The sequence below is a fragment of the Paraburkholderia sp. GAS206C genome, from assembly GCF_050435645.1.
GTDB classification, from domain to species: Bacteria; Pseudomonadota; Gammaproteobacteria; order Burkholderiales; family Burkholderiaceae; genus Paraburkholderia; species Paraburkholderia phenazinium_B.
Window position 1 is genome coordinate 165,943 of the sequence record NZ_JBNDKR010000003.1, and the last position, 23,249, is coordinate 189,191.

Below are 23,249 nucleotides of genomic sequence, written 5' to 3' on the forward strand. Positions count from 1 at the left end.
GTATTCGCTTTAGGAGATTGTCATGTCTAGCGTTGGACACGATGTAGTCGCGGGCCACGAGCACGTACACGGTGATCCGCATGCGCATGGGACGCCGCATGGCTGGCGTCGCTGGCTGTATGCCACCAACCACAAGGATATCGGTACGCTGTACCTGATCTTCTCGTTCACCATGTTCCTCTCCGGGGGCGTGATGGCGCTGATGATCCGTGCCGAGCTGTTCGAGCCGGGCCTGCAGATCATGCGCCCCGAGTTCTTCAACCAGTTGACCACCATGCACGGCCTGATCATGGTGTTCGGCGCGATCATGCCGGCCTTCGTCGGTTTCGCGAACTGGATGGTGCCGCTGCAGATCGGCGCATCGGACATGGCCTTCGCGCGGATGAACAACTTCAGCTTCTGGCTGCTGCCGGTTGCCGCCGTGCTGCTGGTGGGCTCGTTCTTCGCGCCGGGTGGTGCAACGGCTGCGGGCTGGACGCTGTACGCGCCGCTTTCCACGCAGATGGGACCGGGCATGGACTTCGCGATTTTCGCGGTCCACTTGATGGGTGCCTCGTCGATCATGGGCGGCATCAACATCGTCGTGACGATCCTGAACATGCGCGCGCCGGGTCTGACGCTGATGAAGATGCCGATGTTCGTCTGGACGTGGCTCATCACCGCTTACCTGCTGATTGCCGTGATGCCGGTTCTGGCAGGGGCGATCACCATGCTGCTGTTCGATCGCCACTTCGGCACCTCGTTCTTCAACGCAGCTGGCGGCGGCGATCCGGTGATGTACCAGCATATCTTCTGGTTCTTCGGGCACCCCGAGGTGTACATCATGATCTTGCCGGCGTTCGGGATCGTGTCGCAGGTGATCCCGGCGTTCTCGCGCAAGCCGCTGTTCGGCTATAGCTCGATGGTGTACGCCACGTCGTCGATCGCAATCCTGTCGTTCATGGTCTGGGCGCACCACATGTTCGCCACCGGCATGCCGGTGACGGGGCAGTTGTTCTTCATGTACGCCACGATGTTGATCGCTGTGCCGACGGGCGTGAAGGTGTTCAACTGGGTTGCCACGATGTGGCGCGGTTCGCTGACGTTCGAAACCCCGATGCTGTTTGCGGTGGGCTTCCTGTTCGTGTTCACGTTCGGCGGTCTGACGGGCCTGATGCTCGCCATGGCGCCGCTCGACATCCAGTATCACGGCACTTATTTTGTGGTGGCCCACTTCCACTACGTGCTGGTGGCGGGCTCGCTGTTCGGGCTCTTCTCCGGCTGGTACTACTGGTCGCCGAAGTGGACCGGCTGGATGTATAACGAGACGCGCGGCAAGATCCACTTCTGGGGCTCGATGATCTTCTTCAACCTCGCGTTCCTGCCGATGCACTTCGTGGGTCTCGCAGGCATGCCGCGTCGTTACGCCGACTACCCCGCGCAGTTCACCGACTGGAACCAGGTCATCACAATCGGTGCGTTCGGCTTCGGCCTGACCCAGGTGTACTTCCTCTTCGCCGTCGCACTGCCGGCTTACCGCGGCGGTGGCGAACTCGAGAAGGCCAGCGACAAGCCGTGGGACGGCGCCACGGGCCTCGAATGGACCGTGCCGAGCCCGGCTCCGTTCCACACGTTCGAACATCCGCCGACGGTCGAGTAAGCCGAACGGCGTTCCCGGTCCCGGCGCAAGCCGGACCGGGTGCAGCGAAGCGGTAGAGTCGTAGCGTGGTAGAGCGGTGTTCCTTATCAGTGATGTGTCGAGAAACTCCAGCATGACCCGGAATCCCATACAAAGACGTACGCCCGAGCAAATCCGCGCGGGCAACTTGCGGCTCGGTTTGATCATGTTCGCTATCGCCGCCGCGTTTTTTGTGGGTATCTTCGTCAAGCGGAGCTTCTTCTCCTGAAGACGATCGTTGTCGTAGGCGAAGGAAGATGACGGTAATGAGCGACAACGGCGGTAAACGCGACGGCAGCAGCACTGGAAAGAGCAGCTTTGGACAGTCGATGAAGGCTGTTTTCTGGGCGTTTTTCGGCGTGCGCAAGCGGCGCGATCTGGAATCGGACGCAGCGCAGCTCAACCCCTTGCACGTGCTGGCGGCCGCCTTGATTGGCGCGGCCATCTTTATCGCCATACTGATTTTCGTCGTCCGTGCGGTGGTGGGGTAAGTCGGCAACACCGGGCCAAAGATGGCTCCGAAATTAGAGTGAAGCGATGCGGTATCGACGCATCGCCGAAGAGACAGCCGGACTAAACCGGGTCAAGCGGAACAACTGGACTGAAGTGGAGAATCAAGAATGAGCGGTCAAAACGAGAGCCCGTACTACTTCGTACCGCATCCGTCGCGGCATCCGATCAGCGCGGCCATCGGGCTGCTGGTCATGCTGTCATCGCTTGCGGCGTGGATCAACGGCGAGAGCTGGGCGCCTCTGACGGTGCTCGCTGGCTTGCTGTGGTTGCTCTACACGTTGTGGCACTGGTTCGGCGACGCGATCTCCGAGTCCGAAGGCGGAATGTACGGCAAGAACGTCGACAAGTCGTACCGCTGGAGCATGAGCTGGTTCATCTTCTCCGAAGTCATGTTCTTTGGCGCATTTTTCGGCGCACTGTTTTACGCTCGCGAAATTGCCTTGCATCAACTGGGCAGCCTCGACTACAAGCTGATCTGGCCGGATTTCTCGGCTGTGTGGCCGAACAACGGTCCGGCAGCGCTGGTGTCGAATTTCAAGTCGATGCAACCGTGGCCGGTGCCGACCATCAACACGGCGCTGCTGCTCTCGTCGGGCGCGACGCTGACCGTGGCTCACCATGCGCTGCGTGAGAACCATCGCAACAAGACGATCGCCTGGCTGGCCGCGACTGTCCTGCTGGGTCTGTGCTTCCTGTTCCTGCAGGGCTTCGAGTACTACCACGCGTATAACGAACTGAACCTGACGCTGTCTTCCGGCGTGTATGGCTCGACCTTCTTCCTGCTGACCGGTTTCCACGGCTTTCACGTGTTCCTCGGCGGCACGATGCTGACGGTCGTACTGGTGCGCGTGATTCGCGGCCACTTCACGGCGGATCACCACTTCGCGTTCGAAGGCGCGGCCTGGTACTGGCACTTTGTGGACGTGGTGTGGCTCGGGCTGTACGTTGTCGTGTACTGGCTGTAAAGCTTGCCGGCCCGCGCGTAGTATTTTTTACTGGTTTTTTGACACCGGACACGTGGACATTTGAATTGCCGGATTCGCTGCAGATCGCGAAGCCACCGCGTAGTATGCCGGACTGACGCAGCGCCGCCCTCGACCCTGTCAGGGCGGCGTTTTGTTTATGGCGCGGAGTTGTTGCGTGGTACGCGTAGAGGCGAAGTTTGCGCGCACCCGGCCTAGCGGCCGTAAGGAATACCGGTCGACTGAATCCAGCCCATCCAGTGAGCGAACAGGATGAACAGGAACAGCGAGATCGACAGGCCCACGCGGGTGGCCAGCGACCAGACCATGCGTTTCGTCTTGCCCTTGTCGTGCACCATGAAGTACAGCGCCGAGGCCATGCTGGCGATGATCAGGGCAAAGGCGATGGGAACGAGAATGTGCATGAAATCAGCTGAAATTCAGGAGCGCGAAGGCAATATGGCTATTATCGCACCGTGCGTTGCACCGCGTGTACCGTCGGGGCAGGCGCGATGAAGATCCGCTGGTTGCCCGCGCTGCTGATTCTGATCGTCGTGGCGGTGACGGTGCGGCTGGGGTTCTGGCAGCGTGACCGAGCGCATCAGAAAGAGACGCTGCAGGCCCACATCACGCAGTTCGAAAACGCGCCGGCCGAGCCGATCAGCAGCGCTCCGCTGGCACTGAAAGACATCGAGTTTCACCGGGTGCGCGCGCGTGGCAGTTTCGTCGCCGACAAGGTGGTCTATCTCGACAATCGCCCGTATAACGATCAACCGGGCTTTTACGTCGTGATGCCCTTTAAACTCGCTGATGGTGGCTACGTGCTGGTCAATCGCGGCTGGTTGCCGCGCAACATCAATGACCGCACCGCGATCGAGCCGTATGTCACGCCGCCGGGGCAGATCGAGATCGAAGGTATTGCGCGGGCCGATGCGACCCGCGCGTTCGAACTCGGGCAGGGCGGATCGGCCCCGCATCAGGCGATCCGGCAGAATCTCGACGTGGGCGCTTATGCCGCGGAGACTGGTCTGCCGCTGCAGCCGTTTGTGATCCAGCAGTTGAGCGACGATGGCGACAAGCTCGTGCGCGACTGGCCTGCACCGGATACCGACGTCGAACGCAACTACGGCTATATGCTCCAATGGTGGGGCATGGCCATCGCGGCGGTCGCGTTCGGTTTGTATGCCGCGCGGCGCGCCGCGAAGAAAGAGCACGCGCCCAGCGCGTAAGCTGTGTCGTGCAGACGAATGCATCGCGCGTGGCCGGCAGCTTGACCGCTCGCGCCGCGCAATCATTGAAAGAGGTTCGGTAGTGTCGACGCAAACTCCCCGTTCGCCGCAAGCCGGCAAATCCGCTGCTCGTCCTGCGGTCACGCCTGGCCAGCCGCGCGCCAAAGGTTCATGGCAACGCGGCCGCTGGATGATGCTGCTGATCGCGCTCGTGTGTGCCGCGCCCGTGGTTGGCTCGTACTTCACGTACTACGTCATCAAGCCGACCGGCGGCACCACCAGCTACGGCACGCTGATCGAACCGCAGCGGCCGATTCCCGATGAACTGGTCGTGACCGGGGAAGACGGCAAGCCGGTGAAGCTCACGTCGCTGCGTGGCAAATGGCTCATGGTTTCGGTCGACAACAGCGCGTGCGACAAGGCCTGCGCGACCAAGCTGTATTTCATGCGCCAGATACGCGCAACCCAGGGGCCAGAGCGCGAGCGGGTGGTCGAGGTATGGCTGCGCACGGACGCGGGCAACGTGTCTGACGTGATCCAGAAAGCCTATCCGGACACGCGCAAGCTGATCGCCGATCCGGCTGCCTTGGCTGCATGGCTGCCCGTCGACACCGGCACGACGCTGACCGATCACATCTTCGTGGTCGACCCGAACGGCAATCTGATGATGCGTTTCCCGAAAGATCCGAACCCGAGCAAGATCAAGGGCGACATCACGAAGCTGCTGAAGTGGTCGAGCATCGGCTGATGCGGCGTTTTATCGCACGGCCGGGTGTACCTCGAATCGGACGGTCTGTAGCACCATTGGCCGCTATGTTTCCAGCGAGAAGGTAGAGAGATGTTCGTATTGCAACTGGGCCTGATCGGCTTGTGCATTGCGTTGTTGCCGCTGTCCTATATATGGGTCAAGGCCGACGACAATAAATTCCGCAAGCTGGTGTGGGTCACCACTTTCCTGACGCTGGACCTGGTGATGTTCGGCGGCTTCACGCGCCTGACGGACTCCGGTCTCGGCTGTCCTGACTGGCCGGGTTGCTATGGAACGTCCTCGCCGTTCATCGCTCACGCTGCTATTGCCGCGGCTCACCAGGCCATGCCTACCGGGCCTGTCAGCATGACAAAGGCCTGGATCGAAATGATCCACCGCTATTTCGCCATGGCGATCGGCGTGCTGATCGTCGCGCAGATGCTGATCGCCTGGGTCGCGCGCATCAAGCGCCGTCCGCTGCACGTTTCGCCGTGGTGGCCGACGTCGTTGCTGCTGCTGATTCTCGTGCAGGGTGTATTCGGCGCGTGGACCGTGACGCTCAAACTGCAACCGGTGATCGTGACGACGCACCTGCTGCTAGGCCTCGCCTTGCTCGGTATGCTGGGCTGGCTGGCGGCGCGCCAGACGCCGCTGCCGGCCTATGAGCCCGAGGCCGCGCAGTGGCGCGCGGCGGCGCTCGTCGGGTTGGCACTGCTGGTCGTGCAGATCGCGCTCGGCGGTTGGGTCAGTACGAACTACGCGGTGCTCGCCTGCACAGATTTCCCGACCTGCAACGGTCAATGGATCCCGCCGATGGATTTCGCGCACGGCTTTCACCTATGGCGCGCGCTGGGCATGACGGGCGACGGTGAGATGATCACCCAGGATGCACTGGTGGCGATCCACTGGACCCATCGGACCTTCGCCATCGTCGTGATCGCCTATCTGCTGTGGTTTGCGCTGAAGGTGCGTCGCTTCGAATCGCTGCGGCGGCCCGCTGACGGCGTGCTGCTGGTAGTGCTGATCCAGTTCCTCACGGGCCTCTCCAACATCGTCCTGCAATGGCCGTTGCCGATTGCAGTCGCTCATAACGGGGGCGCCGCGATCCTGCTGCTCCTGCTCGTTATGCTAAACTTTCGAATCGCTTCTAGCCGTCCCGGCCGCGCCGCGTTGCCTGCGCGCGATGCCGCGCCAGCGTGACCCCACATGGACAGCACAACTCTTTCCCAGACCCCCGGTAGCCGGATCTCCCAATACATCGCGCTCACCAAGCCGCGCGTCACGCAGCTTGCCGTGTTCTGCGCTGTCATCGGTATGTTCCTCTCCACGCCCGGTATGGTGCCGTGGACGGTGCTGATCGGCGGCACAGTCGGTATCTGGCTGCTGGCCGGTGCCGCGTTCGCCATCAACTGCCTCGTCGAACAGAAGATCGACGCGAAGATGCGCCGTACGTCGTGGCGCCCGTCTGCCCGCGGTGAAATCACCACCCCACAGATCCTGCTGTTTTCCGCCGTGCTCGGCGGGCTAGGCATGTGGACGCTCTATACGTTCGCCAATCCGTTGACGATGTGGCTCACCATTGCCACTTTCGTCGGCTACGCGGTCGTCTATACGCTGCTGCTCAAGCCTGCTACGCCGCAGAACATCGTGATCGGGGGCGCTTCGGGCGCCATGCCGCCGGCGCTTGGCTGGGCCGCGGTCACGGGGCATGTGCCGGGCGACGCATGGATTCTCGTGCTGATCATCTTTGTCTGGACGCCGCCGCATTTCTGGGCGCTTGCGCTGTATCGCCGCAAGGACTACGAAAGCGCCGGTCTGCCAATGCTGCCGAACACCCACGGCGAACAGTACACGCGGCTGCATATCTTGTTGTACTCGGCGATCCTGTTCGCGGTCGCGCTGATGCCGTTTGTCTCGGGCATGAGCGGGATCGTGTATCTGGTGGCGGCGGTGCTGCTCGGCGCCGTGTTCCTCGCCTACGCGTGGAAGATCTATCGGGAGTACTCCGATACGCTCGCGCGTCAGTTGTTCCGTTACTCGATCATCTACCTGTCGCTGCTGTTCGCCGCGCTGTTGATCGATCACTATGCACGTGTCCTGATCGGCGCGTAACACCATGCTTACAAACCGGTTTGCGCGTCTCGCGCGTGCTGCCTTGATGGCCTGTGCGCTCGGTGGCGCGATCCTGGCCTCAGGCTGCGGCAAACCCGCCCCCTCGTTCGAGAATCTCGACATTACCGGCAACACGCAATTCGGTACGGACTTCTCGTTGCCCGATGCCAGCGGCAAGACGCACACGCTCGAGGACTACAAGGGCAAGGTCGTGGTGCTGTTCTTCGGCTACACGCACTGTCCGGACGTCTGTCCGACGACCATGGCCGAACTCGCGCAGGCACTGCAGCAGTTGGGCCCCACAGACGCGAGCCGCGTCCAGGTGCTGTTCGTCACCGTCGATCCCGATCGCGACACTTCAACCGTGATGTCGCAGTATGTGCCGGCCTTCAATCCGACCTTTGTCGGCTTGCGTCCGGCCGATCAGGCGCAACTCACCAAGGTGACAAAAGACTTCCGCGTGTACTACGCGAAGGTGCCGGGCAAGACGCCGGACAGCTACACGATGGACCATACGGCTGCCAGCTATGTCTTCGATCCGGACGGCAAGCTGCGACTCTTCGCCCGCGATGGCCAGGGCGCCGAACCTTGGGTGCACGACATCAAGCTACTGCTTGGTTAAGGCGTAGCCCCATCTGTCGTCCGCTCGTCCGCATACCCATATGCGATAGCGGTATTTCACTTCTCGCAGAGCCTATGAGACCATTCGCGACCCAGCCGATGGCGCGCGTATTGCGCCGCCAGCCGTTCACCCGAATCTGACATCGATCAGAAATAGCGAGATTTACATGCAGCGCAGAAACATCCTCAAAGCCCTCTCCGCAGTTGTCGCCTCCGCAACTCTCGTCACAAGCTTCGGCGCTCACGCCGACGACAAGGTCATCAAGGTCGGCACCATCAGCGGTCCCGACGCGCAAATCTGGGCGGTGGTCCAGAAAGTGGCGCAGCGCGAAGGCCTCAACGTGAAGGTCATCGAATTCAACGATTACGTCCAGCCGAATGCTGCTCTCGACGCAGGCGATCTGGACGCCAACAGCTTCCAGCACCAGCCCTACCTCGATAGCCAGGTCAAGCAGCGTGGCTATAAGATCGTCAGCGCGGGCCTGACCTACATTTCCCCGCTCGGCGTCTATTCGAAGAAGTTCAAATCGCTGAAGGATCTGCCGCAAGGTGCGAAGGTCGCAGTGCCTAACGATCCGTCCAACGAGAACCGCGCACTGCTGTTGTTGCAGGCGCAAGGCGTGATCAAGCTGAAGGCTGGTGCCGGCACGAACGGTAACAGCGCTACGCCGCTCGACGTCGCCGAGAATCCGAAGAAAGTGAAGCTCGTTGAACTGGACGCCGCGCAGTTGCCGCGCTCGCTGTCCGACGTGGACGCTGCCGCGATCAACACGAACTACGCGCTTGCCGGCGGCCTGCAGCCGACTAAAGATGCGATCGCGCTCGAGGACATCCATAGCCCGTACGCGAATCTGATCGCTGTGCGCACGCAGGACAAGGACAAGCCGTGGGTTAAAAAGCTGGTCGCTGCTTATCAGTCGGATGACGTGCGCCAGTTCATCAAAACCCAGTTCAAGGGTTCGGTGGTGCCGTCGTTCTAAGCACGCTGCAGCCACGACGAAGCGCCGCAACGCAAAGCACCATGGGAGATCATGGCGCTTTTTTATTGGGCTTCGCATTGAGGTTCATATTGCGCTTCGTTCGGTGCACCTACAGATCGCGCTCCCAGCGTTCGACCGTCAACTCATGACCGAAGCGCATCTCCGGCGCCACGTCGGCGCACACAAAACCGGCACGCTCGCAGAGCCGCCGGGATTGTTCGAGCGTCGTGACCGTGGCCAGTGTGAGCCGGGTGTAGCCCGCACGCCTGGCGAAGCGCACACACTCGTCGACCAGTTGCGTGCCGATGCCGAGCCGGCGCATGTCGGGCTCGATATATAGCATCCTGATCCGTGCCACCGTGGCCGACACGCCTGCCACCATGGCCGCGCCGACGATCGCATTGTCCTGTTCGACGATCCAGCACATCTCACGCACCGGATCGTGATGCTGGGTGAAGTCAGCGACGATGCCAGCAAGCAAGCCTTCGAAAGTCTGATCCCAGCCGTGTTCGCTTGCAAACAAGAGGGCTTGCCGGTGCACGAGCCAGCCATATTCGCCTGCGCGCGGCGCCCGTAGCGTCACGACGCCGCGGCGCGGCTGCTCGTCGAGCAGTCGCTCGACAAGCTTCATCGCGCCAATCAACTCTTCCTGCGAGCTTTCTGCCAGGCGTTCCAGTGCCGACATGACTTCTTCGATGGCGGCGACGTCGAGCGGTTCGTAGGCGGCGTACCCCTGGTCGGTGAGCGCGATTAACGACTGGCGCGCGTCGCTCTCCGATGGACGCCGTGTGAGCAGATTGCGGCGTTCGAAGCTGGTGAGCAGGCGGCTTAGATAACCGCTGTCGAGTCCGAGATTGCGCGCCAGCACAGTGGCGGTTTGCGCGCGCCCGCGCGCCAGTTCATGCAGCACACGCACTTCGGTCAGCGAGTACGGGCTCTTTTGCAGACGCTCGTGCAACGCACCGATATGCTTCGTGTAGAAGCGGTTGAAATGGCGGACGGCCTCAACGCGCCGCAGCGCTGCGGAATCGGTCAACGTACGGCTCCCGGAAGTCCTTGAAGGTGTCAGACAACAAACCTATTGGATGACATCCTATCTAAAAACTGCGTAAAAAGCGGTAAAACGTACACTCTAACCGGCCACAGCGATTGGTATTACAAAAGTACGCATGCGAAGTAGCGCGATCCGTTCGGTAGCGAACCAGTGGTTCTCTATAGACCCTCAAGATATCTCGAATACGGGTAAATACCGATCACCGGAAACGCCCGGTAAGCCTGTCGCAATCTGCCGGATTCCCTTTACTGTCAAAGGTTTGACGGCGATCGGACCGGCATGGAACAACTCGATTGACTGGTATTATGGTGGTTATATAATGGGCTCTCTCTTCGAAGCCCACGCTCTTCCTTTCGACCCACCTGAGCCCATGGAAACACGCTGGTCCGCATTGATGCCTGACGCCCGCAACGTCACGCCGCTCTATCTGCAGCTCGCGCGCAACCTGGCGACGGCCATCCACTGTGGCGTCTGGTCGGCGGGTGAGGCGTTACCGTCGGAGCGTACGCTGTCGGATGCGATCGGCGTGTCGCGTATTACCGCACGCAAGGCGATCGAATTGCTGGTTGAACAGGGGCTAATCCGCCGCTCGCCGGGTGCTGGCAGTTTCATTACGCCGCGCGTCGAAGATCCACTGTCGCGGCTCACCGGCTTCACGAAAAAGATGCAGCAGCGGGGCTTTCGTCCCGACTCGGTCTGGCTCGAACGCGGCATTCGCGCAGCGAACCGCGACGAGCTGGTGCACCTCGGCCTGTCGCCGGGTGCAGCGGTGACGAGTCTGCGGCGTCTGCGGCGCGCGGACGGCATCGTGATGGCGGTGGAACATTCGGCGCTGCCGGCCGCGATCGTGCCGGACCCGCAGGCGATCGGCGTGTCGCTGTACAGCTATCTGGAGCAGCGTGGCATGGCAGTCGTGCGCGCGCTGCAGCACTTTCGGGCCGTCAACGCGACGAGCGAGATTGCCTCGCTGATGGACATCGAACCGCGCTCGGCGCTGCTGGTGATCACACGTATCGGCTATAGCGCCGACCAGCGGGCGATTGAATTGACAGACACCTACTGCCGGGACGACTACTACGACTTTGTCGCCGAACTGCGTCAATAAGGACGCAATAACGGCGCGGCCCTCGCGCAACGCTGAACGGCGCGGATCAGAAACGTATCGCACTACGTATTATCAGAGAGACTCATGCTGACCGGAAACATACTCACCACCGATGGGTGGATTCACGGCACGCTCGAATACGAAAACGGCCGTATCACGTCGCTCACAGGTGAGCGGGTCGATCCGTCCACCAACGAAGCGCCCTACATCCTGCCGGGCTTTATCGATCTGCACGTGCATGGCGGCGGCGGCGCCGACGTGATGGAAGCGGGCGACGCGATCGACACGATCACGCGCACGCATGCCCGCTTCGGCACTACGAGCCTCCTTGCCACGACGATGACCGCGCCGCGCGAAGAGCTGATGAACGTAGTAGCAAACCTGGGCGACGTGGCCCGTGTGCGTACGCCCGGTTGCTCGCGCGTGCTCGGCGTGCACCTTGAAGGACCGTATATCAATCCGGGCAAGCTCGGTGCGCAGCCGGACGCCGCTGTGTCCGCAGTGCTCGACGAAGTGCTGAAGTACCTGTCGATTGCGCCGATTCGCGTCGTCACGATCGCGCCGGAAATCTCCGGCCACATGGACATCATTTCCGAAATCGCCGCGCGCGGCGTGCGTGTGCAGCTCGGCCATTCGCTCGGCACGTACGACGACGCGGTTGCGGCGCTCAAACATGGAGCGTGTGGCTTCACGCACCTGTTCAATGCGATGTCGCCGCTGCATCACCGCAATCCCGGCATGGTCGGCGCGGCGCTGGCGCACGCTGAATTCGCGGAGATCATCCCTGACCTGCTGCACGTTCACCCGGGCGCAATTCGTGCCGCGATGCGGGCGATTCCGCGCGTGTACGTGGTGACCGACAGCACCTCGGCTACCGGCATGCCTGACGGCGAATACCGCCTTGGCAGCCAGCACGTCACCAAGTGTCTGGGCGGCGTGCGTCTTGCCGACGGTACGCTCGCCGGCAGCACCCTGACGATGGATCAGGCGCTGCGCAATCTGGTATCGCTCGGCCTGCCCATGGCCGACGTTTCAAATCGTCTGTCGCGCTATGCCGCCGACTATCTCGGCATTGAAGACCGCGGCCGCCTCGCGCGCGGTGCCTGGGCCGATATCGTCGTGTTCGATCGCGAACTGGCACTGACCGCGACTTACGTCGAAGGAGAATCAATTGTCGAATATGCTTAACGAAGCGCTGGCGTCCGCTGAGGTGGTCGCCGCGCAGCTTGCGGATACGTCGCACGTGCAGGCGCTGGCGGCGAGACTCGCTGAACAGCCTCGCCATGTCGCGCTGACGGTCGCACGCGGTAGTTCGGACCACGCAGCGAGTTATTTCGCGAGCCTTACCATGAGCCGCATTGGACTGCCGGTCGCTTCGCTGCCGATGTCCGTGGCGACGCTGCAGCAGGCGCCACTGAAGGTGCGCGATCAGCTTGCTATCGCGTTCTCGCAGTCCGGCAAGAGTCCTGATCTGGTGGGTACGATGGCCGCGCTGCGCGAGGCCGGCGCGCTGACTGTCGCGGCCGTGAACGCGCCGCAATCGCCGCTGGCCGATGCCTGCGAATGGCATCTGCCGCTGGTTGCCGGTCCCGAGTTGAGCGTCGCCGCGACCAAGAGCTATATCGCGATGCTGTCCATTTCCGCGCAACTGGTCGCGCACTGGCAGCAAGACGATGCATTGCTTGCCGCGCTCGGAGGCTTGCCCGAAGCGCTGCAAAGCGCCGGCAGACTCGACTGGAGCGAAGCCGTCGAGGAACTGCGTGGCATCGAGCGCATGATCGTGATAGGCCGTGGTCTTGGCCTCGCAATCGCGCAGGAAGCGGCGCTCAAGCTCAAGGAAACCTCGGGCATCCAGGCCGAAGCGTTTTCGAGCGCCGAAGTGCGTCATGGCCCGATGGAGCTGATCGATCGCGACTATCCGTTGCTCGTGTTCGCCCCGCGCGGACCCGAACAGGCCGGACTCATCCAGCTCGCGCGCGATATGCAGACCCGTGGCGCACGCGTGCTGCTGGCCGCGCCGGAAGATGTGCCGGAAGCTACCTTGTCGCTCGTCACGACGGCCCATGCGGCACTCGATCCGATCGCCGCGATCCTTTCCTTTTACGTGATGGCCGCAGGTCTTGCCGCTGCACGCGGACGCAACCCCGATGCGCCGCGCCATCTGAACAAAGTCACCGAAACCCACTGATCGAGTAATCAGATGCGTCGTGTTGAGGAGTCCGTTTTAATGAGCCCATCCCAAGGCCATATTATTCTGCTTGCGCCCATGACCGGTCCGGTCGTACCGCTCGCGAACGTGCCCGACCCTGTGTTTTCGGGCGGCATGTTCGGCGACGGTATCGGCGTAGATCCGCTGGTGGGCCAACTCGTCGCGCCGTGCGACGGCGTGGTCACGCATCTCGCGCGCACCGGCCATGCATTGACGCTGGCCACTGCCGATGGCGCGGAGATTCTACTGCACATCGGCATCGACACGGTCGAGTTGAACGGCCGCGGTTTTACGCCAAAGGTTGTGCAGGGTGCGCATGTGCATACCGGCGATCTGCTGATCGAGTTCGATCAGGACCTGGTGGCATGCAATGCACCGAGTCTCGTGTCGGTGATCGCGGTTGCGAACTCGGACGCGTTCGAGATCGTCGAGCGCGCCGGTGCAGGCATGCTGAAGGCGGGAGAAACCCCGCTGCTGCTGTTGCGTCCGCGCGCCGGTGCGGCAGCGGAAGCTTCGCGCCAGGCGACCAACGTGACCGAAGAAGCGCGTCAGACGGTGACGTTGGTCCACGCAGGCGGTTTGCATGCGCGGCCGGCGGCACGTGCCCGTGAAGCGGCACGTGGTCTCGATGCGCGCGTCGAAGTGCGTTATGAAGGGCGCAAGGCGCCGATTGAAAGTGTCGTTGGTTTGCTCGGCCTGGGCGCGGGCGAGGGCGCCACGGTAGAGATTCTAGGTGTTGGTGCGCAAGCGGCGGCGGCCGTAGAAGCCGTCGCGCATGAGTTGCTGCGCGAAGCGCATGGCGAAACCGAGGAAAAGCCGGCACGCCAAAGCTCCCCGGCACCGCAACCGGTGGCGCAAACAGGTGGCGCGCCACTCGCGCCGAACACGCTTGTTGGCGTGTGCGCGGCGCCTGGCGTTGCGGTCGGCAAGCTGGTGCGATGGGATGACGCCGACCTCGACCCGCCTGAAATTGCGAGCGGCACATCGGCGGCGGAAAGCCGTCTGCTCGACAAGGCGCTGGCCACCGTCGACGCTGAACTGAATTCAACCGTGCGCGATGCGTCGCAGCGCGGTGCGCATGGTGAGGCGGGGATTTTCGCGGTACACCGTGTACTGCTCGAAGATCCGACGTTGCTCGACGCAGCGCGTGATCTGATCAGCCTTGGCAAGAGCGCCGGTTTTGCGTGGCGCGAGTCGATCCGCGCACAGATTGCAGTCCTGACGAAAATCGACGATGCGCTGCTCGCGGAACGCGCAGCCGATCTACGTGACCTCGAAAAGCGCGTGTTGCGTGCGCTCGGCTACTCGAACAACGCGGCGCGGACGCTGCCGGATGAAGCGGTGCTGGTGGCGGAAGAGTTCACACCGTCCGATCTGTCATCGCTCGATCGCACACGAGTCACCGCGCTCGTGATGGCGCGCGGCGGCGCGACCTCGCACGCCGCAATTCTCGCGCGGCAGAGCGGCATTCCCGCGCTCGTCGCCGTGGGCGATGGGCTGCATGCGATTCCCGAAGGCACCCAGGTTGTGGTCGACGCTACCGCGGGGCGAATCGAATTCGCACCGACCGCGCTTGACGTCGAACGTGCCCGCGTAGAACGTACGCGCCTCGCTGACGTACGCGAAGCGAACCGCCGCACGTCGCAACAGGCGGCGATGACCGCGGATGGACGCGCTATCGAAGTGGCTGCGAATATCGCCACGCTCGAAGATGCGAAGACTGCAGTTGAAAACGGTGCCGACGCAGTCGGCCTGCTGCGTACCGAGCTGCTGTTCATTCACCGTGCGTCCGCACCAACGGTAGACGAACATCGTCAAAGCTATCAGTCGATTGCCGACGCGCTGAACGGGCGCACCGCGATCATTCGCACGCTCGATGTGGGCGCGGACAAGGAAGTCGACTATCTGACGCTGCCGCCCGAACCGAACCCGGCGCTGGGTTTGCGCGGCATCCGTCTCGCGCAGGTGCGCCCAGACCTGCTCGACGACCAGCTGCGCGGCCTGCTGGCGGTGCAGCCGCTCGGCGCCGTGCGCATCCTGCTGCCGATGGTGACCGACGTAGGCGAGCTGATCCATCTGCGCAAGCGCATCGACGACTTCGCCCGCGAGCTTGGCCGTACCGATCCGATCGAAGTTGGCGTGATGATCGAAGTGCCGTCGGCCGCGCTGCTGGCCGATCAACTGTCGAAACACGCGGACTTCCTGTCGATCGGCACCAACGATCTGACCCAGTACACGCTGGCGATGGATCGCTGCCAGGCCGACCTCGCCGCCCAGGCTGACGGTCTGCATCCGGCAGTGCTGCGTCTGGTCGCAGCTACCGTGCAGGGCGCGAACAAGCATGGCAAATGGGTGGGCGTGTGCGGCGCATTGGCGGGCGATCCGCTGGCCGTGCCGCTGCTCGTGGGCCTGGGCGTCACCGAACTATCCGTGGATCCGGTGTCGGTGCCGGGCATCAAGGCGCGAGTGCGCAACCTCAATTATCAGCTGTGCCAACAACGCGCCCAGGATGTCCTGGCGCTGGAATCGGCGCAGGCGGTAAGAGCAGTGAGCCGCGAAACCTGGCCGCTGGACTGAACCCTGCATGGTCCACGGCGGAATTTCGCTCAACAACCATGTAAAGCAACGACTCGACGAAGAGACGAAGGATTGGAGATATAGATGGACGGGAATCCGTTTTTGAAGGTGCAGCGACTCGGCCGCGCGCTGATGCTGCCGATTGCAGTGCTGCCGGTCGCAGGGCTGTTGCTGCGACTCGGTCAGAGTGACGTACTGAACATCAAGATGATCGCCGACGCTGGCGGCGCGATTTTCGACAACCTGCCGCTGCTGTTTGCAATCGGCGTGGCAGTCGGCTTCGCGAAGGACAACAACGGCGTGGCGGCGCTCGCGGGCGCGATCGGTTACCTGGTCGAAACCGTGGTGATGAAGGACATCAACGACAAGCTCAATATGGGTGTGCTGTCGGGGATTATCGCGGGTATCGTCGCCGGCATGCTGTACAACAAGTACAAGGACATCAAGCTGCCCGATTACCTCGCGTTCTTCGGAGGGAAACGCTTTGTGCCGATTGTCACGGGGGTGACCTGTCTGGTGATAGGCATTGTGCTCGGCTACGTGTGGCAACCGGTGCAAGCCGCGATCGATATCGCCGGCCACTGGTTGACCACTGCGGGTGCGATCGGAGCCTTCGTGTTCGGCGTACTGAACCGCTTGCTGCTGGTGACGGGGCTGCACCACATCCTGAACTCGCTGACGTGGTTCGTGTTCGGCTCCTTCACGCCGCCGGGCGGCGGTGCCGCAGTGACGGGCGACCTGCATCGTTTCTTCGCGGGCGATCCGACCGCGGGTACTTTCATGACGGGTTTCTTCCCGGTCATGATGTTCGGTCTGCCGGCAGCGTGCCTCGCGATGTATCACGAGGCACCGAAGGAACGCCGTGCGATGGTCTTCGGTCTGCTGGCCTCAATGGCACTGACCTCGCTGCTGACGGGCGTGACCGAGCCGATCGAATTCAGCTTCATGTTCCTCGCACCGGTGCTGTATGTGATTCACGCGCTGCTGACCGGCATTTCGCTGGCTATCTGTTCGGCGCTCGGGATTCACCTCGGCTTCACGTTCTCCGCGGGGCTGATCGACTACATCCTGAACTATGGCCTGTCGACGCGCGGCTGGTGGGCGCTGCCGCTGGGCGTGATCTACGCGGTGGTGTACTACGGTTTGTTCCGCTTCTTTATCCGCAAGTTCAACATGGCCACGCCGGGTCGCGAACCTGCCGGTGCTGACGAGCAGGTGGAGTCGTTCGACAAGGGTGGCTTCGTTGCGCCGGCAGCGGCTGCTACTGCGAGCGCGCCGCGTGCACAGCGTTACATCGCTGCTTTGGGCGGTGCGGCCAATCTGTCTATCGTCGATGCCTGTACGACGCGTCTGCGGTTGTCGGTGGTCGATCCCAGCAAGGTCTCGGAAACGGATCTTAAGACTATCGGTGCGCGTGGTGTGTTGAAGCGCGGTGCAACCAGCGTGCAGGTGATTATCGGACCGGAAGCAGACATCATCGCTGATGAAATCCGGACTGTGATTGCGCAGGGTGGTGGTGTCGAAGCGAAGCCAGCGGTGGCGCCTGCTGCGACAGCTACGGCCGCTGCGCCGGTTGCGGGCTCGCATGGTGGGCCGCTCGATCCTGATCCGGCTCGCTGGCTCGCCGTGTTCGGTGGTGCGACCAACGTCGTTTCGCTGGATGCGATTGCATCGACCCGTCTGCGTGTCGTGGTGAGCGATCCGACTGCGGTGGATCGGCAGCGCCTTGCTGCGCTCGACGTTGCGTGGGTCTCAGCGGATACGTTTCACGTCGTTGTTGGTGAGGCTGCAGGGCGGTATGCGCAGGTATTGTCGGCGCGTTTGCCGGCGGCAGGCGCAACCGGTGGGGCATCGCCGCAACCGGCCTGATGCGTGCGTGTAACGTGGAAGCGGCATCAAGCGTTGCTGTGTTGCACTGAGTAATGCTGAAGCGAAGAACGGCGCCCAAGGGTGCCGTTCTTCGTTTACCGCTGTCCGTGTTTGCGATTCACGCGGGCGCTGTCACTACTACTCAATCCGCCTTGCGCTTCGCGGCCGCCTCTCCCGGACGGTTCGATTCAAGCCACATCACGTTGATAATGCCAAACGAGAGCGCTACGCCAATACCGAGAATCCAGCTGAAATACCACATCATTCGCTCCTATGAGTCCGTTTCAATCGGCTCCGCTGCGTCATACAAATGAAGGCTTCAATACATCGAATGCCGGTTCTCATCGAGCGCGGCCGCTGTCACCTTGCCGCGCATCACGCGGTACACCCAGCTCGTATAGATCAGGATGATCGGCAAGAAAATGATCACCGCGATCAGCATGATCTGCAGCGTCATCTGGCTTGAGGTCGAGTCCCACACCGTCAGACTGCTGCGTCCATCCAATGACGACGGCATGATGAATGGGAACATCGAAAAGCCAGCCGTCAGGATCACGCCGACGATCATCAGGCCGGTGCAGATGAACACGCTCTTCTCGAAGCGTGACTTCGCGAGCAGCAATGCCAGCACACCGCCCACCACGCCGATTACCGGTGCCGCGACCATCCACGGGTAGGTGGAGTAGTTGGTGAGCCACAGGCCGGGTGCGCCGATCACACTCTTTAGCAACGGGTTGGCGACCGTATCGAACGGCGCCGCGTCGACGATCTGATAACCGCCGATCAACGTCGCCACCAGCACGCCAGCGAGCAGGAACAACGCGACGGCAGCGAGCGACGCAATGCGCAGGGCTACTGAGGCACGCCGCGCAATCACGTCATCCGTTTTCATCTTTACAAATGCGGCGCCGTGCGCGGCGAGCATCGACACGCTGACAAGCCCGCACAACACGGCGAACGGATTCAGCAGTGCGAAGAAACTGCCGTGATAGGTGACGCGCAGGTCGGTATCGAATGCGAACGGCACGCCTTGCAGGAGGTTGCCAAAGGCGACGCCGATCACCAGCGCCGGCACGAAGCCGCCGATAAACAGCGCCCAGTCCCACGCGCTACGCCAGCGAGGGTCATCGCGTTTGCTGCGGTAGTCGAAGCCCACCGGCCGGAAGAACAGCGAGAACAACACCAGCAGCATCGCGAAGTAGAAGCCCGAGAACGAAGCCGCGTAGACGAGCGGCCATGCCGCGAACATCGCGCCGCCTGCGGTGATGAACCAGACCTGGTTGCCTTCCCATGTCGCGCCGACGGTGTTCACAACGATGCGCCGCTCGGAGTCGGTCTTCGCGATGAACGGCAGCAGGATGGCTGTGCCCATATCGAAGCCGTCGGTAACGGCGAAGCCGATCAGCAGGACGCCGATCAGGACCCACCAGATCACTTTGAGGGTTGCGTAATCCATGATGATTTTTCCCTTTTACACAGCTAGGACAGCTTGCGCGGTCTGATGGCCGATCATGCAACAGTGGTACTCAGCGGCTTGGACGGCTGAGCCTGTGGCGGTGTCTCATGGTGATACCGTCCCGTATGCAATGACGACGGACCGAGCCGCGCGTACTTGAACATCAGCGTGATTTCGATCACAAACAGCGCCGTGTAAAACACCACGAAGCCGCCGATGCTCAGGTACAGGTCCGAGGCCGTCAGACTCGAAGCCGAGAGCGCGGTGGGCAGGATGCCGGCAATGGTCCACGGCTGACGCCCCAGTTCGGCGACGATCCAGCCGAATTCAGCCGCAATCCACGGCAATGGAATCGCCCACACGGCCCAGCGCAGAAACCAGCGGCGCTTGTCCAGCAGCAGCGAGCGCTGCGCGCAGAACCAGAACGCGAGCAGGAAGGTCACGAGGAACAGGATGCCGAGGCCAACCATCATGCGGAATGAGAGGAACACCGGCAACACCGGCGGAATCGTCTTCTTGGCCGCCTGGGCGATCTGGTCCGGCGTGGCATCCGTGACGTTGGGTGTGAACTGCTTGAGCATCAGCGCGTAGCCGAGATTGTCCTTGTGCAGCGCGAAGGCGACCTTGGCGTCGTCGGTGGCATTGCCTTGTTTGAGCTGCTGCAGCGCGCCGTACGCAATCATGCCGTCCTTGATGCGCAACTGGTTTTGCGCGATCAGATCCTTCAGACCGAGCACCGGCTCATCGAGCGAACGCGTTGCGATGATACCGAGCGCGTATGGAATCCGGATCGCATAGTCGGTCCGCTCTTCCTTCTGGTTCGGGATGCCAAATATCGTGAATGGTGCGGGTGCCGGCGCGGTCTCCCATTCCGATTCAATGGCGGCGAGTTTGACCTGCTGGACTTCGCCGGTGCGGTAGCCGGATTCGTCGCCGAGCACGATCACGCAGACCGTCGATGCGAGGCCGAAGCCCGCCGCTATCGCGAACGAGCGTAGCGCGAATTCCGTGTCGCGCCGCTTGAGCAGGTACCACGACGAGATGCCGAGCACGAACATCGAAGCCGTCACATAGCCGGCGGAAACCGTGTGCACGAACTTCACCTGTGCAACGGGATTGAACAGCACCGCGTAGATGCTCGACAGTTCCATCCGCATGGTTTCGTAGTTGAACTCGGCGCCGACCGGATTGTTCATCCAGCCGTTGGCGACCAGAATCCACAACGCGGACAGGTTCGAACCCAGTGCAACGAGGAAGGTGACGATCAGATGCTGCACGCGTGACAACCGTGGCCAGCCGAAGAAGAACAGGCCGACGAAGGTCGACTCGAGGAAGAACGCCATCAGCCCTTCGACCGCGAGCGGTACGCCGAAGATATCGCCGACGTAATGGGAGTAGTACGACCAGTTGGTGCCGAACTGGAACTCCAGCGTGAGACCGGTGGTGACGCCCATCGCGAAGTTGATGCCGAACAGCTTGCCCCAGAACTGCGTCATGTCCTTGTAGATCTGCTTGCCGGTCATCACGTAGACGGATTCCATGATGACGAGCAGCCAGGACAGTCCGAGCGTAAGGGGTACGAACAAAAAGTGATAAAGCGCCGTCACCGCAAACTGGAGACGCGAGAGGTCGACGACTTCGCTACCGGGCATGTTGATCACCTTGAGACGGATGCGGGGCGGGCGCGGAGAGCAGCGCCTGCGCGACGAGCGCGGGCGGCATGGACATGTTCTCCGCCATGGGATGATTGAAAAACGCGTACTTGAGCACCATCAGGAGTGCAAATTTGATGGCAAGCACGATGGCGATATCTCGCCCGAAGGTCGGTCCGCGTGCCCAGGCGGCGATTCGCGCGCGCAGGGCAGGGCGAGGCGGAGTCCTGTCGTGTAGCGTTATGGTCATGATCGGTCGATGGTTCGACTTCACACCGGTTTACCCGGCCGGATCCAGGCCGCGCAGACGGCTTGGAGAATGCATAACGATATTAAGATAGGGGCTGGCAGCGAGGAAGTTCGCGACTGTGGCATTGGGTCGCGTAGGCATGCCGTCCACGTCACTAATACAAGCAACCTTGCGCTACGTCAAGGAAATGGGGTGGGGTTGGGACGTGGTAAATGAAAAAGCCCCGCCGTCTTACGAGGGCAGGGCTGATGTCTTACAGAGCGCGGACGAGTGTCTGACGGCGCCGAGTGCCGCTATTTTGCGTTAAGCGTACTCGTTCAATGCGCTGCGCATTTTCTTCATGGCGCTCGCCTCGATCTGGCGAATGCGCTCGGCCGACACGCCGAATTCGTCTGCCAGGTCGTGCAGCGTCGAACCACCCGAACCGTCATCCTGCACCTGCAGCCAGCGGGCTTCGATAATCCGGCGGCTGCGTGCGTCCAGCGATTCGAGGGCGCTGGCGATGCCGTCGCTTTGCAGCTTGTCGCGTTGACGCGCTGCCAGCACGGCGGTCGGTTCGCTATGCGAATCGGCCAGATAGGCGATCGGCGCGTACGATTCCTCGCCGTCCTCCACCTGACCTTCCAGGGCGATATCGCCACCGGACAGGCGCGTTTCCATCTCGGCCACTTCCTCGCGCTTGACGTTCAGTTCCTTGGCGAGACCTTCGATCTCGTCCGGCGTGAACGCGCCCAAGCCTTGCTTGTGGCTGCGCAGGTTGAAGAACAGCTTGCGCTGCGCCTTGGTGGTAGCGACCTTTACCATGCGCCAGTTGCGCAGGATGTATTCGTGGATCTCGGCCTTGATCCAGTGCATGGCGTACGACACGAGACGCACGTTCTGCTCCGGATCGAAGCGCTTCACGGCCTTCATCAGGCCGATATTGCCTTCCTGGATCAGGTCGGCATGCGGCAGGCCATAGCCCAGATAGTTGCGCGCGATCGACACCACCAGCCGCAAATGCGACAGGACGAGGCGGCGCGCGGACTCCAGGTTACCCTGCTCGCGAAATTCGGTGGCGAACTGTCGTTCCTCCGCCGGCGTCAGCATCGGAATCCGGTTCACGGCCTGGATGTAGGCGTCGATATTGCCCAGTTGACCGGGCAGCAGCGAAGAATGCGAGAGCGCCAGTGCACCTGCCGAAGCGGCCTTAGCCGACGACGGGCTCAGAGTACTCGGAAGGGTCATTGCGTTGCTCACGTAGAAAACTCCTTTGGAATCAGCCAAAAGCTCAGTCGAACTTCGACTCCAGCGTGGATGTTAGCACTCTCAATATCCGAGTGCTAATACTTAGAGTGTGTGGGGGTATCATGGTTCCCGTCTGGCTATTGAAATTTGATTTTCAATAGCATCATACGCTTTCTACGCTTTGACGGGGATGAGCGTAGGATTTGCTCTAGATGGGGGCGCCGTGGTGGACTGTCACCGGTTTTCGGCCTTTTCGAGTATTGGTCAGCTGAATTCCGGCTTTCTTCTTATGATTTCTTGCGCCCGTGGCTCCGAGTATATGGGGTGCAGGACCGGTTTTTTCAAGGGCAATTTATGCGCGGTGGGTACCGCGATTGAAGTTGGATCGCGGCTGCGCCGCAATGTTCCAGCGTCCCTTCGACAGCTGACGTGGGGGCGGGCTTCGTATGTCGGCAGCAGTGTCTGGCGGTCTACCGGTTTTGGCGTCCTTCGCGAACGGCGGTATCAAAGAGCCCAAACCTGGTATAAATTTCAGCCAGCTATATTTGCAACGTAACTTCTAAGACCGCGGCCGCTGTCGGCCCGTCGAGGCAAAGGGGCTGAGCAATGTCCGCAAAGGTGATCGAGGCGATTCGTGGGCTCGAGCGCGACCGCTTTCGAGCGATGGTCGATGGCAACGGACCGTTGCTCGACTCGCTGCTCTCCGAGACCGTCAGCTATGTCCACACGAATGGCAAACGGGAAACGAAGCGGCAGTTCATCGACGGAATCACAGCGGGGCGCCGTCGTTATCGGCAGATCGAGATCCAGTCACAGGAGGTGCTGCCGGTGGGGCGTGAAACCTGTGTGATCGTCACGGGGCGAGCGCTCATCGAGATGGAGGCGAACAACGGCGCGTTGCTGTTCCCGATTGCCTATACGGCACTGCATGCGCAGGAAGACGGTGAGTGGCGGCTGGTCGCATGGCAGGCAACGCGTTGCGCGATCGAGTGAGGCCGGTGGGCTTCTCTCGCCGGGACGCTGGTTGA

General features: G+C 61.8%; 23 protein-coding genes and 1 pseudogene. 17 read left to right on the forward strand and 7 right to left on the reverse strand.

The annotated features are described in order from the left end of the window. The first annotated feature begins 22 nt into the window (after positions 1–22). From ctaD to P3T20_RS09085, 4 genes are all read left to right on the forward strand, one after another. Positions 23–1,639 carry a cytochrome c oxidase subunit I gene (ctaD, locus tag P3T20_RS09070; RefSeq protein ID WP_074263262.1) on the forward strand — a complete coding sequence of 539 codons (1,617 nt, stop codon included), beginning with the start codon at positions 23–25 and terminating at the stop codon, positions 1,637–1,639. A 112-nt stretch (positions 1,640–1,751) separates the two neighbouring features. Further along, complete coding sequence (locus P3T20_RS09075; RefSeq protein WP_217272797.1) at positions 1,752–1,886, forward strand: cytochrome oxidase small assembly protein; 135 nt, start codon at positions 1,752–1,754, stop codon at positions 1,884–1,886. A 37-nt stretch (positions 1,887–1,923) separates the two neighbouring features. Further along, on the forward strand, positions 1,924–2,148 hold the full coding sequence (locus tag P3T20_RS09080; RefSeq protein ID WP_074263263.1) for a DUF2970 domain-containing protein: 225 nt from the start codon (positions 1,924–1,926) through the stop codon (positions 2,146–2,148). Between the two features lie 129 nt (positions 2,149–2,277). After that, positions 2,278–3,135, forward strand: a complete 858-nt coding sequence (locus P3T20_RS09085; protein ID WP_074263264.1) for a cytochrome c oxidase subunit 3 — start codon at positions 2,278–2,280, stop codon at positions 3,133–3,135. 212 nt (positions 3,136–3,347) lie between these two features. Here P3T20_RS09085 and P3T20_RS09090 read toward each other — a convergent pair whose 3' ends face one another. After that, positions 3,348–3,557: a twin transmembrane helix small protein gene (locus P3T20_RS09090; protein WP_074263265.1), complete on the reverse strand. Its 210-nt coding sequence runs from the start codon at positions 3,555–3,557 to the stop codon at positions 3,348–3,350. 87 nt (positions 3,558–3,644) lie between these two features. Here P3T20_RS09090 and P3T20_RS09095 point away from each other — a divergent pair, with 87 nt between their 5' ends. The 6 genes from P3T20_RS09095 to P3T20_RS09120 all read left to right on the forward strand — a co-directional run bounded on the left by P3T20_RS09095 (position 3,645) and on the right by P3T20_RS09120 (position 8,822). Continuing rightward, positions 3,645–4,361, forward strand: coding sequence for an SURF1 family protein (locus P3T20_RS09095; protein WP_429286750.1), 717 nt, complete (start codon positions 3,645–3,647; stop codon positions 4,359–4,361). An 82-nt stretch (positions 4,362–4,443) separates the two neighbouring features. Further along, positions 4,444–5,109 carry an SCO family protein gene (locus P3T20_RS09100; protein ID WP_429286751.1) on the forward strand — a complete coding sequence of 222 codons (666 nt, stop codon included), beginning with the start codon at positions 4,444–4,446 and terminating at the stop codon, positions 5,107–5,109. Between the two features lie 90 nt (positions 5,110–5,199). Continuing rightward, the gene (locus P3T20_RS09105) at positions 5,200–6,309 is read left to right on the forward strand and encodes a COX15/CtaA family protein (RefSeq protein ID WP_429286752.1); all 1,110 of its coding nucleotides are present in this window, start codon (positions 5,200–5,202) and stop codon (positions 6,307–6,309) included. 6 nt (positions 6,310–6,315) lie between these two features. Further along, a complete protein-coding gene (cyoE, locus tag P3T20_RS09110) occupies positions 6,316–7,221 on the forward strand; it encodes a heme o synthase (protein WP_429286753.1) in 906 nt (301 codons plus the stop codon). 4 nt (positions 7,222–7,225) lie between these two features. Next, positions 7,226–7,843: an SCO family protein gene (locus P3T20_RS09115; RefSeq protein WP_074263269.1), complete on the forward strand. Its 618-nt coding sequence runs from the start codon at positions 7,226–7,228 to the stop codon at positions 7,841–7,843. Between the two features lie 166 nt (positions 7,844–8,009). Beyond that, positions 8,010–8,822, forward strand: a complete 813-nt coding sequence (locus P3T20_RS09120) for a MetQ/NlpA family ABC transporter substrate-binding protein (RefSeq protein WP_429286754.1) — start codon at positions 8,010–8,012, stop codon at positions 8,820–8,822. Between the two features lie 109 nt (positions 8,823–8,931). Here the strand turns inward: P3T20_RS09120 and P3T20_RS09125 are convergent, their stop codons facing one another. Continuing rightward, on the reverse strand, positions 8,932–9,858 hold the full coding sequence (locus tag P3T20_RS09125; protein ID WP_429286755.1) for a bifunctional helix-turn-helix transcriptional regulator/GNAT family N-acetyltransferase: 927 nt from the start codon (positions 9,856–9,858) through the stop codon (positions 8,932–8,934). Between the two features lie 388 nt (positions 9,859–10,246). On the opposite strand from P3T20_RS09125, the gene P3T20_RS09130 reads away from it, so the two are divergent. From P3T20_RS09130 to nagE, 5 genes are all read left to right on the forward strand, one after another. After that, positions 10,247–10,981 (forward strand): GntR family transcriptional regulator, encoded by a 735-nt coding sequence (locus tag P3T20_RS09130; RefSeq protein ID WP_074263272.1) that lies wholly within the window; start codon positions 10,247–10,249, stop codon positions 10,979–10,981. An 84-nt stretch (positions 10,982–11,065) separates the two neighbouring features. Beyond that, complete coding sequence (nagA, locus tag P3T20_RS09135; protein WP_074263273.1) at positions 11,066–12,169, forward strand: N-acetylglucosamine-6-phosphate deacetylase; 1,104 nt, start codon at positions 11,066–11,068, stop codon at positions 12,167–12,169. Further along, positions 12,162–13,169: an SIS domain-containing protein gene (locus P3T20_RS09140; RefSeq protein WP_074263274.1), complete on the forward strand. Its 1,008-nt coding sequence runs from the start codon at positions 12,162–12,164 to the stop codon at positions 13,167–13,169. The genes nagA and P3T20_RS09140 overlap by 8 nt, the downstream gene beginning before the upstream one ends. Before the next feature lie 39 nt (positions 13,170–13,208). Next, a complete protein-coding gene (gene ptsP, locus P3T20_RS09145; protein WP_174567503.1) occupies positions 13,209–15,767 on the forward strand; it encodes a phosphoenolpyruvate--protein phosphotransferase in 2,559 nt (852 codons plus the stop codon). Positions 15,768–15,851: 84 nt separating this feature from the next. Next, positions 15,852–17,636, forward strand: coding sequence for an N-acetylglucosamine-specific PTS transporter subunit IIBC (nagE, locus tag P3T20_RS09150; protein ID WP_429286756.1), 1,785 nt, complete (start codon positions 15,852–15,854; stop codon positions 17,634–17,636). Between the two features lie 142 nt (positions 17,637–17,778). On the opposite strand, the gene cydX is transcribed toward nagE, so the two are convergent. The 5 genes from cydX to rpoH all read right to left on the reverse strand — a co-directional run bounded on the left by cydX (position 17,779) and on the right by rpoH (position 22,233). Next, positions 17,779–17,898: a cytochrome bd-I oxidase subunit CydX gene (cydX, locus tag P3T20_RS09155; RefSeq protein WP_074263277.1), complete on the reverse strand. Its 120-nt coding sequence runs from the start codon at positions 17,896–17,898 to the stop codon at positions 17,779–17,781. Positions 17,899–17,955: 57 nt separating this feature from the next. Continuing rightward, complete coding sequence (gene cydB / locus P3T20_RS09160) at positions 17,956–19,092, reverse strand: cytochrome d ubiquinol oxidase subunit II (RefSeq protein WP_429286757.1); 1,137 nt, start codon at positions 19,090–19,092, stop codon at positions 17,956–17,958. 53 nt (positions 19,093–19,145) lie between these two features. Continuing rightward, positions 19,146–20,744 carry a cytochrome ubiquinol oxidase subunit I gene (locus P3T20_RS09165; protein WP_429286758.1) on the reverse strand — a complete coding sequence of 533 codons (1,599 nt, stop codon included), beginning with the start codon at positions 20,742–20,744 and terminating at the stop codon, positions 19,146–19,148. Next, positions 20,734–20,994 carry a cytochrome oxidase putative small subunit CydP gene (gene cydP, locus P3T20_RS09170; protein WP_429286759.1) on the reverse strand — a complete coding sequence of 87 codons (261 nt, stop codon included), beginning with the start codon at positions 20,992–20,994 and terminating at the stop codon, positions 20,734–20,736. The genes P3T20_RS09165 and cydP overlap by 11 nt, the downstream gene beginning before the upstream one ends. A gap of 303 nt (positions 20,995–21,297) precedes the next feature. Continuing rightward, positions 21,298–22,233, reverse strand: a complete 936-nt coding sequence (gene rpoH / locus P3T20_RS09175) for an RNA polymerase sigma factor RpoH (RefSeq protein WP_074263281.1) — start codon at positions 22,231–22,233, stop codon at positions 21,298–21,300. Between the two features lie 411 nt (positions 22,234–22,644). Between rpoH and P3T20_RS09180 the strand changes: the two are divergent. Further along, positions 22,645–22,784 (forward strand): annotated as a pseudogene (locus P3T20_RS09180) (acyloxyacyl hydrolase); the annotation flags it as partial. A gap of 43 nt (positions 22,785–22,827) precedes the next feature. Beyond that, on the forward strand, positions 22,828–23,214 hold the full coding sequence (locus tag P3T20_RS09185) for a nuclear transport factor 2 family protein (RefSeq protein ID WP_074263282.1): 387 nt from the start codon (positions 22,828–22,830) through the stop codon (positions 23,212–23,214). Positions 23,215–23,249 lie beyond the last annotated feature (35 nt).